Source organism: Bradyrhizobium sp. (assembly GCF_028868675.1).
Classification (GTDB): Bacteria; Pseudomonadota; Alphaproteobacteria; order Rhizobiales; family Xanthobacteraceae; genus Bradyrhizobium.
Genome location: NZ_JAGWUA010000125.1, coordinates 1 through 14,386, shown reverse-complemented (window position 1 = coordinate 14,386; position 14,386 = coordinate 1). Strand labels below are relative to the sequence as shown.

The window sequence follows — 14,386 nt, the reverse complement described above, 5'->3', positions numbered from 1 at the left end:
TCGGGGACAGCGACGAGCGGCAACTGCCTCTGCCGCCGCGCCTCCCTCAACAGGGCTTCGGGCCTGAACACCGAAGGCGCCTCGTGGTCCTTGACGCCGACGATCGGCCACGCGGGTTCTGCACGATGAGCCTCGTCATCCATGAGGTACCTGATCCGCTTGTCTCCACATCGTCGGCCGTGGCTGGCCACTTCGGATACGCTATCGCGGTAAAGGTCGCCGTCCTTCTTCTGGAACGCGTGTAGGACGTGAACAGGCTCGCCGATGGTGGCCAGATAGGTGATAGGCGCCTGACGTATCCCGATCTCGCGAACCCCTCGCGCGTCGGCGCTGCCGCATCATCTTCATTCGTTCGGCTAGTGCCGTCATGGCTTCTCCGCCTTGGTCGACGAGAGCAAGCCCTCATGCGGCTCGTTCGATCCTGTAAGGACGAACGAGAAGGTCAGCCGGAATCTTCCAAGTCTCGCTCACCTTGTGGATCATGTCGACGGTGAGCGCGCGGCGGCGCGAGAGAATTTCCGACGCGCGGGAGCGCGAGCCGAACAGTTCGCCAAGCTCTGCCTGAGTGTGCCCAAGCTCCTCGATGGCATAGTTGAGGACATCGATCGGATCAAAGCTCCCGTCGGTCTCGATCGGCCAGCGCTTCGCTTCGTATATATCCACGAGCGCAAGGAGCACATCGAGCTTGTCAGCCTTTTCCGTGCCCTCCGCGGCACCCCAGCAGGCGTCGATCTCGGCGAGCGCCGCCTTATGATCACTCTCGTTACGGATCGGACGGATTTCCATCGGATGTTTCCTTCAAAATTGCGATACCGTCAAAGCGTCGATGCGGTCGTATTCGCCGTGGGTGCCGATAAACTTTACGAAGGCTACTTGTCGGCGAAAATCGAAGGCTACGACCAGGCGATAGTTTCCTCCCGCGACTTCGAATCGGACGCGCTCGCGGTTGAGGACCTTGGATCTCGGCGCCGCTCGCTGAACCTCGTCCGTCGAGATCCAATGCGCCGCTCTGACGAGCTTGAACCAACGTTCGAGCGCCACCCTCGCTTCCGGGTGCTTGCTCCAAAAGTCGGTAAGCGAATTTCGGGCGATAACCCTCATGACACATCTTAGCTTGTTCCCAATATGGGAACAAGCGCTTTAATGGGCCGGCGGATGTTGCCAACGAGGCGGGCGAACGCGGGAAACGATCAAGGCCTCGGCAAGGCGGCGCCACTCAGAAGCGCGACGAGATCGCTCTGCCGGCCGGCACCAGTCTTGGCGAAGATCGACCTGAGCTGGTTGCGGACCGTGACGCTGGAAAGTCCGGCCGCGCGCGCGAGTTCCTCGATGGTCTGCCCGAGCGCAATCTCTCGCGCCACCCGCGCCTCGGCGGGCGTCAGGTCGAACAGGCCCGCAATGACCTCCGCGTTTGGGACGGCTCCTCGATCCACCGGCGTGACGATGACGAGCTTCGAGGCGGCAGAGAAAACATCCTGCGCAGTGCCGCTGACTGGAAGCAGATGAACGATCATTGGCGCGCGATCGGCGCTTGCTGGCACGGGGATGGAGCAGATTCGCCGTGCGCCCATGACGCGTCGGTCAATGGCGTCCAGCCCCGCGAGGAACAGGCGGTCGATGGCGGGATCGCTGAAGACCAGGCGCGAAGGCCGGTCATCGATCAAATCCGGCATCAGGGCCTCGAACAACGCATTTGCTGCATGGACCCTGCCCCCGGCTCTCAGCACGGCCGCGGGCAGGCCCACTGCCGTCAGCGCTTCCGTCATCGCACGCGCCCGCTCCAGACCAAGCCGCGAAGCCAGGAGCGATGCCCGAGCGAGATGCGGCCGCAGGGAGTCGAGAAACGCCACCGCCTTCATCGCCACGGGCCCATCCGCATAGGGCCTCTCGAAGGAGAAGATGATCGAATCGCCGCTGGGCACATTCATCAGGGTCCCCGTGTCCCAGCCGAGCCCCCGCTCGCGCAGAAAGATGGTGACCGGGTCGTTGTCGAATTCTTCATCCGTGAAGATATCCCTGTCACGAACAAAGCCCGCATGATTGAGGGCGAACAGCTTCGCCGGGCGGGGATTGTTCGCGGCCCAGCCGTTCCGGATGAACTCCGTCATCGTCTCGTGGAGATTGGCCGACGACGTCCAGCGGACCTTGTCCGGCGTTGCGGCGGTAAACAAACCTCCGCCCACGCAGTCGGCCATTTGCGAAATCGAGGCCAGCACGCCCGGCCACCGTTCGGGAATGGCGGCCGCTTCATAGATCAGGCTGACGAGATCGGGTAATTCAAGTCCCATAGCGCATAAGCATTCGCGCCTTCCCTGTCCCCGCGTCCGACCAACCAAAAGTCGCCGACGAGCGTACCGCTAAGTCAGCAGGCGGTCCCACTGCCTGTCAAGCGGGAGCACCAATCCGTGAGAGCTGGCTCGACCCGCCCTTTTTCCCAGACCAACGGGTCTTTTTCATCTCGCATGGTTCATTTGGATCATGACAGCCGCGGTGCTTCGTCGAATCGTATTGATTAATTCATGACCTTCAAGATTTGGAGGATTTAAATGTCTTGCCACAAGTTATCCGTTCCTACCTTGGCGCTCTTGGCTTGTCCTTTGTTGGCGCAATCCGCCACAGCGGCACTCGTCAATCCGACCGTTCTAAATCCGGGCGCGACGATTAGCCCCCTTCAAAATGGTGGCAGCGGTACGGACTTCACGATCGTTTCAGGGTTTCCCGTGATCTACAGTTTCGATTTCCGTGCACAAGGCGGGCCAACCGGCACGCTGTTCGAGAATATTGTTCAATACCCCAACACTGTCGCCGGCCTACATCCATATGGTAGTGGGCTAATGTTCGACTTTCGATTCTCGCTCACTTCTGGTGACGTGACGAAATTCGGCGCCGTCGGCTACGCTGGCTACGACGCTTCCGTCAAACAGTGCGACTTCGTAGGCTGCCTACACGTAACCTCTGGGGCAGTGGGAGCAGCCTCCGCCTCGCGTACGGCAGACGGAAACGAGATAGATTTTTCATTCAGCCATCTGAGCGCCAGCGGCGCTCCCGGAACGAGTAATCATACCGGAAATTTTCAGATATTCACGAATGCAACCAGTTGGGTGGATCCACCTGGGAGGTTCTACGACGTGAATGGTATGTTCACAATTGACATGGCTGGCCCTGTCTCAGCTGTGCCTGAACCTTCTACATGGATGATGATGATCCTCGGCTTCTGCGGCCTGGGCTACGTGTCGCATCGACGGAGGAACTCGCTGATATTTGGTGTATGAGACGGAGTTTTCGAAATGAAGATATCAAATGCAATTATAGGACTGACGATGTCGGGTGCCGTTTCTGCGACGGCTGACTTGATCGCGACGCCCGCGTCTGCGTCGGTTTTCCAGACGTTCGACATCACATGGAGCGGCGCTTCATTCGGCAACACGGCAACGGCGACCGGCGAAGTCACGATCGACACTTCGCTGTATCCGACAATCACAAGTCCTCCCAGCCTCCCGCCGGTGACTCCGTTGTCCAATCCGGCTGTAACTGCGCTGCGGATAACGGTTAGCGGTGCGAGTTCCGGCAATGGCACTTTTACTCTGTCGGACTTTTGGGGCTTCAGGTTCTATACGCCGTCGTCGCTGGATCTTTCACAAGAGTTGGTTGGACAGGCACTCAGCAATGGATGTTTCTTTGCAAACCCGACAGGAGCGTGTGGCTTCGGTAACTCAGGCGGGCTGAACTTTTTCGGAAATACATCGTCCGACCCGCTCGGGACCAGCTTCTTCGTCCTCACGACCAACCATGGCTCTGGCGACGCGATGGCAATCGCGTCAATCACAGCAGCGATCCCTGAGTCATCCACCTGGGCCATGATGATCCTCGGTTTCGGCGGCCTCGGCTTCATGGCGTATCGACGCAGGAGCAAGGCTGCCATGCTCGCTGCCTGACGGGGGCCTTGCCGTCACGGCAGTTGAACTGCGTCGGACTGATGGCGGGCGTCTTGGCCGTGTCCTGGCCGTTGCCTTTCGATCTGATCGAGGTGTAGTCTGGATATCATGAAGCAGCCAGTTGTTTCCTGCACGCCTGACATCGTGGGCGGCACTGCTGTGTTCCATGGGACCAGAGTCCCCGTGCAAACCCTGCTCGATTATCTTGAAGCAGGTGAATCGATCGATGATTTTCTCGAAGGCTTCCCGTCCGTAACGCGTGAGCACGTCATCGCGTTCTTGGAGGAGGCGAAGGACCGGGTGATCGAAGCGGCGTCGTGAAGGTCCTTCTCGACGAGTGTGTCGACTGGCGCCTGGGGCGTGATATCGCCGGTCATGACGTCAAGACGGCTCGTCAGATGGGCTGGGCGGCCATCAGGAATACTGCTGGCGCTTGCCGAGAAGCAGTTTGATGTGTTCGCTACGCTCGATCGAAATCTCTCCTTCCAACAGAACATCGCCGTTCTCTCGATCGCCGTCGTTGTGCTTCACGCAAAGACGAGTCGGCTCGCCGATCTTGGACCGCTGGTGCCGAAGATACTGGTGGCCATCGAATCCGCGCTTCCGGGCGCGATTACAATTGTTGCCACCGACTGATTTTCGACCTTTGATGGCAGAGGCGTGATGCCGGGCCCGGTCCGCAACGGCCGGCGAAGTTGGCGACAGGCCGATCAGGTGCATCATGGATGACGAGGCTCATCGTGCGGAACCCGCGTGGCCGATCGTCGGCGTCAAGGACCACGAGGCGCCTTCGGTGTTCAGGCCCGAAGCCCTGTTGAGGGAGGCGCGGCGGCAGAGGCAGTTGCCGCTCGTCGCTGTCCCCGAAATCTGCGTGCTCGATCCGGACGGCGACGTCGTCCGTCACCTCGAGCAGACGGGCGCTGGCCGCATCCACGAAGGTTGGGCCTGCTATCACACCGAGCTTCTTGCCTTCGATCTCGACGGCATCGGCGAGGTCGGGATCGTAGGCTGCGCCGTCGGCGCTCCGTTCGCGGTGCTGGTCGCCGAACAGCTTTTTGCGTCGGGCTGCCGGCTGCTCGTCAGCGTCACGTCCGCCGGACAAATCGCTGCGATCGGGCCGACGCCGTACTTCGTCCTGATCGACCGCGCGCTGCGCGATGAGGGGACGAGCTACCACTACCTGCCGCCGGCAACGTTCGCCGAGGCACCGGATCCGATGCTGCTCGCCGGGATCGAGCAGGAGTTGCTCGGAATTGCCAGCATATCGGTTCACCGAGGCTCCACCTGGACGACCGATGCGCCCTATCGAGAGACCGAGGCCGCGATCGCGTCCGCGCGCGATCTGGGTGCGCTTGCCGTCGAAATGGAGGCTGCCGCTCTCTACGCATTTGCTCGTGCGGCACGCCGGTCGATCGTCTGCTTCGCGCATGTCACGAATGCGATGGCCCAGACCGAGGGAGATTTCGAGAAAGGCGAGGCTGACGGCACTACTGCGACGCTCGCGGTCGTTGCCGCCGCTGCGCGAGCATGGTCTGCCCGCAACGCGAAGTAAGGCGTCGCGCTGGTATCAAAATACCAAATCGCTACTGTGCATGGGGTTGAACCGCGGATTTTGAGTGGAGCGGGACGTCAACCCGCCGCCGCGTCGTGCTGCGCGCTGGCCTCGAGCCATTGCTCCTCGGCGCGCGCCAGCGCGTCGGCGGCATTGGCGCGCGCTTTTGACAGTTGCGCGGCCTGCTTCGGATCGCGGGTGAAGATGTCGGGCAGCGCAAGCGCGGCGTCGATCTTGGCGATGATCTCGCTGACGCGGGCGATCTCGGCCTCCGCCTCCGCGATGCGCTTCTTCAGCGCGCCGCTCTTCTCCGTCCTGGCGCGCTGCGGCTTTTCGCCATTGCCGCTGCGCTCGCGTGCAGTTGCCTCGGTGCTGCGCGACGACAGCACCAGGCGCCCGTAGTCGTCGAGGTCGCCGTCATAGGTCGCGACGGTGCGGTCGGCGACCAGCCAGAGCCGCTCGGCGCAGGCCTCGATCAGATAGCGGTCGTGCGAGACCATGATGACGGCGCCGGGAAAGTCGTTGATGGCTTCCGCAAGCGCGGCGCGGCTGTCGATGTCGAGATGGTTGGTCGGCTCGTCCAGAATGATCATGTTGGGGCCGAAGAAGGTCGCGAGCCCGAGCAGCAACCGCGCCTTCTCGCCGCCCGAGAGCTTGCCGGCCGGCGTGTCGGCCGCCTTGCCGGAAAAGCCGATCGCGCCGGCGCGCGCGCGCACCTTCGCCTCGGGCGCTTCCCCCATCAGCTTGCGGACGTGGTCGTACGTCGAGGCGTCCTCGTTCAATTCGTCGAGCTGGTGCTGGGCGAAATAGGCGATCGACAATTTGTCGGCGCGGGTGACTTTTCCGGAGAACGGCGCAAGGCGGCCTGCGAGCAGCTTCACCAGCGTCGACTTGCCGTTGCCGTTGGCGCCCAAGAGCGCGATGCGGTCGTCATTGTCGATGCGCAAGGTGACGCGGTTGAGCACGGGGTCTTGCGGATCGTAGCCGACCGAGACGCTGTCGACGGCGATGATCGGCGGCGACAGCGGCTTCTCCGGCGGCGGGAAGCTGATCTCGCGGACGTCGGCGGTCACCAGCGCCGCGATGGGCTTCATCCGCTCCAGCATCTTGACGCGCGATTGGGCCTGGCGGGCCTTCGAGGCCTTGGCCTTGAAGCGGTCGACGAAGGCCTGCAGGCGCGCGCGCTCGGCCTCCTGGCGCTTGACCTGCTTGGCGTCGAGCAGTTCGCGCGCGGCGCGCTGCTCCTCGAACGAGGAGTAGGAGCCGCGGTAGAGCGTGAGCTTGCCGCGATCGAGATGCAGGATCTGCTCGACCGAGCTCTCCAGCAGATCGCGGTCGTGACTGATCACGATCACCGTGCGCGGATAGTGGGCGAGGTGGTCCTCCAGCCACAGCGTGCCTTCGAGGTCGAGATAGTTGGTGGGCTCGTCGAGCAGCAGGAGATCGGGGGCCGCGAACAGCGTCGCGGCGAGCGCCACGCGCATGCGCCAGCCGCCGGAGAATTCAGAGCAGGGCCGCGCCTGGTCGGCGGCCGAGAAGCCGAGGCCGCTGAGGATCGCCGCGGCGCGGCTCGGCGCCGAATGGGCGTCGATGTCGACGAGGCGAGTCTGGATCTCCGCGATCCGGTGCGGATCGCTCGCCGTCTCGGCCTCGCGCAGCAGCGCGTCGCGTTCGAGGTCGGCCTTGAGCACGACCTCGATCAGGCTCTCCGGACCGTCGGGCGCCTCCTGGGCAAGGCTACCCACCCGCCAGCGCGGCGGCAGCGTGATCGTGCCGGATTCGGCGGCAAGTTCGCCGCGGATCACCTTGAACAGGGTCGACTTGCCGGTGCCGTTGCGTCCGACCAGGCCGACGCGCGAGCCCGGCGCGATCTGCGCCGAGCCGTGGTCGATCAGCAGGCGTCCGGCGAGGCGGATCGAGAGGTCGGTGATGGTGAGCATGCGGCCTTGTCACCGCAGCCGCGCACAAACGCAACCCGTTTTTCAGTTGTGCGAATTACCTTCGCGATCGCGCTTCCTCAGCTCATCCACCAGATGCTGCAGGTGGGAGGTCAGCCGGGGCTCGGGGCGGAGGTTCTGCTGCAGCCGCTCGCCCACGGCATCGCAAATCGATCGGCTGGTGCGCCGGTCGATCTGTTCGCTGTCATCGGCAAAGCGGGCATTCATGGCCTGTTCCGTCGGTTCTGGTGTAAACGACATCCAGACAAGTCGGTGGCCGGAAAATAGTTTCGCCGCGCGGCTGGAATGGCTTCCATTCTCGTAAAGATTGCATGAAGGCCCGGCTGGAACAGGCACAATGCAAAGCCCCGGCGACGGACGCCGGGGCTTGCACGGGAAGGAGCCGATGGATCAGTAGCAGCGGTTCACGAGGCGCCAGCGGGGTCCCCAGGGCGTCGCGACCAGCTGGCGGACATAGCAGCCGCCATAGCCGTAGGAGTAGGGGCCGCCGGCGTAGAAGCGCGGTGCGCCCCAGCCCCAGCCGCGATGCCAGCCGCCGCCGTGCCAGCCACCACCGTGCCAATGGGCGGAGGCGGCGGTCGGAGCGAGCGCAGCACCCAGCGAGACCGCGGCAACTGCTGCAAGTGCGAGTTTGCGAAACATGGTTGTCTCCTCAAAGTGCCGGCGTGCGGAGCGCGCCGTGAATGATAAGGGCCGCCGAAACGCCTGGGTCCGAACAGGACGGCGTTCCGATAGGGCCCACCTTAGGCCCATGATGCTGAACCGAACCCTGACGGGCGCTGCAGACAGGGTTCATCTTCGTGAAATTGTTGTAATTCCGCGCGCCGCCGGCCTGCGGCGAAGCGCCCGGCGGCCTCGTCCCGGGGTCGCTTGCCGTCCGCGGGGCGCGCCGATATAAGCCCGGCAACTCCACAGATCCACCGCTTCATGCAAGGACAAGATCATGGCGATTGAACGCACCTTCTCGATCATCAAGCCCGACGCGACCGCGCGCAACCTGACCGGTGCGGTCAACGCCGTGATCGAGAAGGCGGGCCTGCGTATCGTCGGCCAGAAGCGCATCCGCATGACCAAGGGCCAGGCCGAGACCTTCTACGCCGTGCACAAGGCGCGGCCGTTCTTCGGCGAGCTCGTCGACTTCATGACTTCCGGCCCCGTGGTCGTGCAGGTGCTGGAAGGCGAGGGCGCGATCGCCAAATACCGCGAGGTGATGGGCGCGACCGATCCGTCGAAGGCCGCCGAGGGCACCATCCGCAAGCTCTATGCGAAGTCGATCGGCGAGAATTCCGTGCACGGTTCGGATGCGCCGGAGACCGCCGTGATCGAGATCGCGCAGTTCTTCTCGGGCAACGAGATCGTCGGCTGAGCTGCCGGCCCTGCGTTAATCCGACAGGCCGAAAGGACGCATCGTGAGCTGGCTCTGGCAGATCCTCGATCCCGCCACCATCGGGGCGCTGTTCACCCAGTTCCGCAATGAGATGGCGCAGCCGGCTTTCTGGATCGCCGTCGGCAAGATCATCTGGATCAACATCCTGCTGTCGGGCGACAACGCGCTCGTGATCGCGCTCGCCTGCCGCGGCCTGCAGCCGCGGCATCGGCTGTGGGGCATGGTGTTCGGCGCCGGCGCTGCCGTGCTGTTGCGCATCATCTTCACCGGCGTGGTCGCGTCGCTGATGGAGCTGCCGTTCCTCAAGCTCGCCGGCGGTCTGGCGTTGCTGTTCATCGCGGCGAAGCTGGTGGTGCCCGACGAGGAGGGCGAGGACGAAGTCGATGCCGCCTCGCATCTGTGGCACGCGGTCCAGATCGTCGTGGTCGCCGACATCGTCATGAGTCTCGACAACGTCATCGCCGTGGCGGCGGCTGCCAACGGCAGCGTGCCGCTCCTGATCCTCGGCCTTGCCATCAGCGTGCCCCTGATCGTCGCCGGTGCGGCACTGATCATGGCGCTCCTGACCAGGCTGCCGATCCTAGTCTGGGCCGGCGCGGCACTGCTCGGCTGGATCGCGGGCGAGGTGATCGCGACCGATCCCGGCATCGAGCCGACGCTGCACAAGGTGTTTGCCGGTCCGCTCGGCGAGACGCTGGATCAGGCCCTGGCGGTGCTGCGCATTCCGCCGCAATTCGCCCATGCCGGGCCCGCCGCCGAATACCTGCTGGCGGCGATCGGCGTGATCGTCGTGTTGGTGGTGGGCTACGTCTGGCGTCGTCGCAGCCTGCAATCGGCGGCGCTGGAAGCCTCCGAGCGCCACGCCAAGGCGTCGGCGGAATAGGCTAACGCCGCACGATCGAGCCGGAGCGGCCGATCAGGCGCGCGAGCTGCTTGAAGCGGCCGCCGACGCGGTCGGCGACGAGATCGCCGAGCCGGTGCTCGAACACCAGCATCAGCTTGCGCCCCCTGGTGCGGAAATGCGTCGCCGGCAGCACGCCCGGGCGCGCCGCCGAGATCAGATGCGCGACGCGGAACGCCGCACCCAGCACGCGGGCGCGTTCGAGCAAGGCCGGCGACACGAGCTCCTGCATGACGAGCGGAGGCCGGTTTTCCTCGCTCAGGCCGGCATAGCGATAGAACACCGCCAACCCGACGAAGGCGCGCTCTTCATGGCTGATGGCGCCGAAATTGCCGTTGGTGACGAAGCTCAGCGTCTGCTCGCCGCGGTGGTCGGGATGCACGCGCCAGCCGATGTCGGAGAGCAGGCAGGCGGCGTGGCGCAGCCGGCGGTCCTCCTCGCTCTCGCGCAGCTTCGCCACGCGCACGAAGCGGTCGCTCCAGGCCATCAGCTCGCGGGCGTGCCGCGCCGAGCGCGACAGGAGCTGGTTCAGCTCCTCCGCCGCGCAGATCAGCCCGTCCTTGGCGCGTTCGGCCTCCGACAGCTTCTCGTGCAGCAGGCCCTCGCGCACGCCGAAGGTCGAGAACACGATGGTCTTCGGCCGCGCCACGCGGACGACGTGCTCGAGCACGAGCGCGGCGTAGGTCAGCAGCGGCCGCCGCGCGTCGGCGACGACCTCGATGTCGGCGAGCATGTTGGCGGCCGCGAGCCGCCGCAGCCGCCGGGCGAAATCGAGCGCGTCGGCCGCAGGAATCGAATAGCCGTGCATCACCTGCAGCGGATAGCCGCTCTGGATGATGTGGATGCGTGCGAGCGCGCGCCAGGTGCCGCCGACCGCGTAGAAGCTGCGGCCGTGCCCGGCCTTGAGCTGGGCCACGTCGGCAAGCTCGTTGCGGGCGATGCGCTCGGCGCGCTTCAGCGACTTGCGCGCGAGGTCCTGCAGCGCCAGCCCGCCCAGCGGCAGCGTGATGCCGCTGCGCACGCGGTTGTGGCGGACGTCGATCAGCTCCAGCGAGCCGCCGCCGAGGTCGCCGACGATGCCGTCGGGATTGTGGATGCCCGAGACCACGCCGAGCGCCGACAGCCGCGCCTCGCGCGAGCCGGACAGGATCTCGATCTTCACGCGGCAGATGCGTTCGGCCTTGGTGATGAAGTCGGGGCCGTTGGAAGCGTCGCGGCAGGCGGCGGTTGCGATCGCAAAGACGCGGCCGACCTGCATCACGCGGATCAGTGCACGGAAGCGCCGGAGCGAGGTCAGTGCCTTGCCGACCGCGTCAGGCGCCAGCAGGCCGGTGCTCTGCACCTCGCGCCCGAGGCCGCAGAGCGTCTTTTCGTTGAAGATCGGAATCAGGCTGCGGGTCAGCCCCTCGTAGACGACGAGACGGACCGAGTTGGAACCGATGTCGATGACTGCGACGCTCGCGCCGCGCTTGCGCGGCCGTGTCACGGGAATTCCTTCTCAGGACTGGTTCCGGCGCGTGAGACGCCGCGGCGAGGATTCCTTGAGCGACTTTCCACGGCCAGACAGACTCGGATTCGTCATGAAGTAGTTGTGCACGTTGAACGGCTCTTCGCCCTTCGCGGCCTTCATACGCGTTGACGATCCGTCCGGCAACAATTGCCAGCTCTGCTCATTGTCCTTCAGGTTCGCGACCATGATCTGCTCGAGAACCTGCTGATGCACCGTGGGATTTTGCAGCGGACAAAGCACCTCGACGCGGCGGTCGAGGTTGCGCGGCATCATGTCGGCCGACGAGATATACACAGCCGCTTTGGCGCCTGGCAGGCCCTGGCCCATGCCGAAGCAGTAGATTCTGCCGTGTTCGAGGAAGCGGCCGATGATCGACTTGACGCGGATGTTCTCCGACAGTCCCGGAATACCGGGCCGCAGGCAGCAGATACCGCGCACCACGAGTTCGATCGAGACGCCGGCCTGCGAGGCCTCGTAGAGCGCATCGATGATGTCGGGATCGACCAGCGCGTTCATCTTCATCCAGACTGCGCCGGGCCGGCCGTGCCGCACATGCGCGGTCTCGCTCTTGATGTGCTCGATGATCCGCTTGCGCAGCGTCAGCGGCGACACCGCCATCTTTTCGAGGTCGCTCGGCGCCGCATAGCCGGTGATGAAGTTGAACACGCGCGCGGCGTCGCGGCCGATCGTCGGGTCCGAGGTGAAGTAGGAGAGGTCGGTGTAGATGCGCGCGGTGACCGGATGGTAGTTGCCGGTGCCGGTGTGGACGTAGGTGGTCAGCCCGCCGCCCTCGCGGCGCACGACCATCGACAGCTTGGCGTGCGTCTTCAGTTCGAGGAAGCCATAGACGACCTGGACGCCGGCGCGCTCGAGGTCGCGCGCCCAGCGGATATTGGCCTCTTCGTCGAAGCGCGCCTTCAATTCGATCAGGGCCGTGACGGACTTGCCGGCTTCCGCAGCCTCCGCCAGCGTACGCACGATCGGGGAGTTGTTGGAGGTGCGGTACAAGGTCTGCTTGATCGCCACGACGTCGGGGTCGCGCGCGGCCTGTTGCAGGAACTGCACGACGACGTCGAAGGATTCGTAGGGGTGATGGACGATGAGGTCCTTCTGGCGGATGGCGGCAAAGATGTCGCCGCCATGCTCGCGCACGCGCTCGGGATGGCGCGGGACATAGGGGGTGAATTCGAGATCGGGACGGTCGAGGCGCGTGAGCTGCGACAGCTCGTTCATTGCCAGCACGCCGTCGACCAGGAACACCTCGTCGTCGGCAGCCGACAGGGCATGCTGCACGAAGAGCCGCAGCTCCTCCGGCATCTTGGCGTCGATCTCGAGCCGGATCACCGATCCGCGGCGGCGCCGCTTCAGCGCGGTCTCGAATACGCGCACGAGGTCTTCGGCCTCTTCCTCGATTTCGATTTCGGAGTCGCGGATGATGCGGAAGGCGCCCTGGCCGTGGACGTTGTAGCCCGGGAACAGGCGGTTGATGAACAGCGCCGTCGCCTGCTCCAGCGAGATCAGCCGCACCACGCCTTCCGCGGGCATGCGGATGAAGCGGTCGATCTTGGAGGGCATGCGGATCAGCGCGTTCATCTGCTTGCCGTCGGCGGCGCGCGAAAGCTGCAGCGCGATGGTGAAGCCGAGGCTCGGAATGAACGGGAAGGGATGCGCGGGGTCGATCGCGAGCGGCGTGAGCAGCGGGAATACGTTGTGGAGGAAGTAGTCCTCGATCCAGGTCCGTTCGGCCTTGGTGACGTCCTTGCCGTCGACCAGCACGATGCCGACCTCGGCGAGCGTACCGCGCAGATCGCGCCAGATCGCCTGCTGATCGCTGGCGAGCTGCGAGACCGTTCGGTTGACGAGAGTGAGCTGCTCGGCCGGCGTCAGGCCGTCGGGGCTGCGCTCGGCGATGCCTTCGCGGACCTGCGCCTTGATGCCGGCGACGCGGACCATGAAGAACTCATCAAGGTTATTCGCCGAAATCGACAGGAAACGGACTCGTTCCAGCACCGGGTGCCTGGAATTGACGGATTCCTCGAGCACCCGGCGATTGAAATGCAGCCAGCTCAGCTCGCGATTGATGAACCGCTCCGGACTTGTGGCGATTGCCGGCGGGCCCTGGGCTTCTGGTTCTTTTTCTTTGATTTCAATGGCTTGCGCAGATTCCATCAGAAATTTGATCCATCTTCCAGCGCCGTGCTGCAACCTACGCGCAAATCCGGCGCAGAGCATGTGTTAGCGCGATGACGTTTCGATGACATTGATGTTCCGGTCCGTCGCGCCGTCAAGCGCCGAACTGCGGGGTGAGGTTCACCCGCCGCGCAACAGCTCCGCCGCCAGTGCCCGGGTCACCGGTCGCCCTTGGCGCAGGGCCTCGCCGTCGAGCAACTCCACCGCGTGCCGGGCGGCCGCGGAGGAGCGCTCCAGGCGGGTGGCGAGGTAGCCGACCACGCCCTCATCGATGGTCATCTGGCGGTCGGCGCAGAACTTGACGATCAGGGCGCGAAACAGCCGGTCGTCCGGGGGCTGCAGCGCGACCACCGGCACCGCGCGCAGCCTCGAGCGCAGGTCGTGCAGTTCGACGTCGAGCGCGGCCGGCACGTCGCGCCCGGTGAACAGCACGAAGGCGCCGTCCTCGCGCGCGAGGTTCACCAGATGAAACAGCGCGCGCTCGTCGAATTCGCCGGATTTCAGATCCTCGACCACCAGCGCGCCGGTGGCGAGCGCGCCCGGCACGGCGGCAGCGGTCAGCGCATTGGCGGTCGTGGACCGCGCTCCGGCTTCCTCGGCCCAGATTGCGGCGAGGTGGCTCTTGCCGGAGCCCTCCGGTCCCGCCAGCCACATGATGCGGTTCGGCCATTCGGGCCAGGCGTCGATCAGCGCAACGGCCGCGGCGTTGGCCGGCCCTTCCAGGAAATTGTCGCGGCTCAGGCTCTCCGCATGAGGCAGCGCGAACGCCAATTGACGGGGATGAACGCGGCCTGCCACGCTTGCTTCGCTCCATGCCGGATCCAGCCGGACGCCTCAGTTTACGCAAAGGACCTTTCAGGTCAGTGTCGGCCTTATGCCGGGCAGGTCCAGTCTCATCTCGCCTCGATCGTGCTCATGTGCCGCAGCCACTCGACGAGGTAGAGCGACACGGA

At 64.7% G+C, this 14,386-nt stretch carries 16 protein-coding genes; 6 read left to right on the top strand and 10 right to left on the bottom strand.

Annotated features, from left to right (window positions below):
• Positions 1-402: 402 nt before the first annotated feature.
• The 3 genes from KGM94_RS16605 to KGM94_RS16595 form a co-directional block, all read right to left on the bottom strand.
• Positions 403-786: a transcriptional regulator gene (locus tag KGM94_RS16605; protein WP_300261337.1), complete on the bottom strand. Its 384-nt coding sequence runs from the start codon at positions 784-786 to the stop codon at positions 403-405.
• Positions 787-798: 12 nt separating this feature from the next.
• On the bottom strand, positions 799-1,101 hold the full coding sequence (locus KGM94_RS16600) for a type II toxin-antitoxin system HigB family toxin (RefSeq protein ID WP_300261334.1): 303 nt from the start codon (positions 1,099-1,101) through the stop codon (positions 799-801).
• 89 nt (positions 1,102-1,190) lie between these two features.
• Positions 1,191-2,288, bottom strand: a complete 1,098-nt coding sequence (locus KGM94_RS16595) for a helix-turn-helix transcriptional regulator (RefSeq protein ID WP_300261331.1) — start codon at positions 2,286-2,288, stop codon at positions 1,191-1,193.
• Between the two features lie 258 nt (positions 2,289-2,546).
• Between KGM94_RS16595 and KGM94_RS16590 the strand changes: the two genes are divergently transcribed.
• The 3 genes from KGM94_RS16590 (at position 2,547) to KGM94_RS16580 (ending at position 4,256) form a co-directional block, all read left to right on the top strand.
• Positions 2,547-3,272, top strand: a complete 726-nt coding sequence (locus tag KGM94_RS16590) for a PEP-CTERM sorting domain-containing protein (protein ID WP_300261327.1) — start codon at positions 2,547-2,549, stop codon at positions 3,270-3,272.
• A 15-nt stretch (positions 3,273-3,287) separates the two neighbouring features.
• Positions 3,288-3,935, top strand: coding sequence for a PEP-CTERM sorting domain-containing protein (locus tag KGM94_RS16585; protein WP_300261324.1), 648 nt, complete (start codon positions 3,288-3,290; stop codon positions 3,933-3,935).
• A 108-nt stretch (positions 3,936-4,043) separates the two neighbouring features.
• Positions 4,044-4,256, top strand: a complete 213-nt coding sequence (locus KGM94_RS16580; RefSeq protein ID WP_300261322.1) for a DUF433 domain-containing protein — start codon at positions 4,044-4,046, stop codon at positions 4,254-4,256.
• A gap of 93 nt (positions 4,257-4,349) precedes the next feature.
• Here the strand turns inward: KGM94_RS16580 and KGM94_RS16575 are convergent, their stop codons facing one another.
• Positions 4,350-4,658, bottom strand: a complete 309-nt coding sequence (locus KGM94_RS16575; RefSeq protein ID WP_300261318.1) for a hypothetical protein — start codon at positions 4,656-4,658, stop codon at positions 4,350-4,352.
• On the opposite strand from KGM94_RS16575, the gene KGM94_RS16570 reads away from it, so the two are divergent.
• Entirely contained in the window at positions 4,657-5,487 is an 831-nt protein-coding gene (locus tag KGM94_RS16570) for a nucleoside phosphorylase (RefSeq protein ID WP_300261313.1), read from the top strand. The genes KGM94_RS16575 and KGM94_RS16570 overlap by 2 nt on opposite strands.
• 77 nt (positions 5,488-5,564) lie before the next feature.
• Here the strand turns inward: KGM94_RS16570 and KGM94_RS16565 are convergent, their stop codons facing one another.
• The 3 genes from KGM94_RS16565 to KGM94_RS16555 all read right to left on the bottom strand — a co-directional run bounded on the left by KGM94_RS16565 (position 5,565) and on the right by KGM94_RS16555 (position 8,087).
• Complete coding sequence (locus KGM94_RS16565; protein ID WP_300261310.1) at positions 5,565-7,427, bottom strand: ABC-F family ATP-binding cassette domain-containing protein; 1,863 nt, start codon at positions 7,425-7,427, stop codon at positions 5,565-5,567.
• Positions 7,428-7,469: 42 nt separating this feature from the next.
• The gene (locus KGM94_RS16560; RefSeq protein WP_300261307.1) at positions 7,470-7,652 is read right to left on the bottom strand and encodes a hypothetical protein; all 183 of its coding nucleotides are present in this window, start codon (positions 7,650-7,652) and stop codon (positions 7,470-7,472) included.
• 183 nt (positions 7,653-7,835) lie between these two features.
• Positions 7,836-8,087 (bottom strand): sulfur globule protein precursor, encoded by a 252-nt coding sequence (locus KGM94_RS16555; protein WP_300261304.1) that lies wholly within the window; start codon positions 8,085-8,087, stop codon positions 7,836-7,838.
• Between the two features lie 301 nt (positions 8,088-8,388).
• Between KGM94_RS16555 and ndk the strand changes: the two genes are divergently transcribed.
• Together ndk and KGM94_RS16545 are read left to right on the top strand one after the other, a co-directional pair.
• Positions 8,389-8,811, top strand: a complete 423-nt coding sequence (gene ndk / locus KGM94_RS16550) for a nucleoside-diphosphate kinase (RefSeq protein WP_300261301.1) — start codon at positions 8,389-8,391, stop codon at positions 8,809-8,811.
• Between the two features lie 43 nt (positions 8,812-8,854).
• On the top strand, positions 8,855-9,715 hold the full coding sequence (locus KGM94_RS16545) for a TerC family protein (protein ID WP_300261298.1): 861 nt from the start codon (positions 8,855-8,857) through the stop codon (positions 9,713-9,715).
• Position 9,716: 1 nt separating this feature from the next.
• On the opposite strand, the gene ppx is transcribed toward KGM94_RS16545, so the two are convergent.
• The 3 genes from ppx to KGM94_RS16530 all read right to left on the bottom strand — a co-directional run bounded on the left by ppx (position 9,717) and on the right by KGM94_RS16530 (position 14,231).
• Positions 9,717-11,219, bottom strand: a complete 1,503-nt coding sequence (ppx, locus tag KGM94_RS16540; protein WP_300261295.1) for an exopolyphosphatase — start codon at positions 11,217-11,219, stop codon at positions 9,717-9,719.
• 12 nt (positions 11,220-11,231) lie between these two features.
• Positions 11,232-13,412 (bottom strand): RNA degradosome polyphosphate kinase, encoded by a 2,181-nt coding sequence (locus KGM94_RS16535; protein WP_300261292.1) that lies wholly within the window; start codon positions 13,410-13,412, stop codon positions 11,232-11,234.
• A gap of 141 nt (positions 13,413-13,553) precedes the next feature.
• Positions 13,554-14,231 (bottom strand): DnaA/Hda family protein, encoded by a 678-nt coding sequence (locus tag KGM94_RS16530; RefSeq protein WP_300261289.1) that lies wholly within the window; start codon positions 14,229-14,231, stop codon positions 13,554-13,556.
• Positions 14,232-14,386 lie beyond the last annotated feature (155 nt).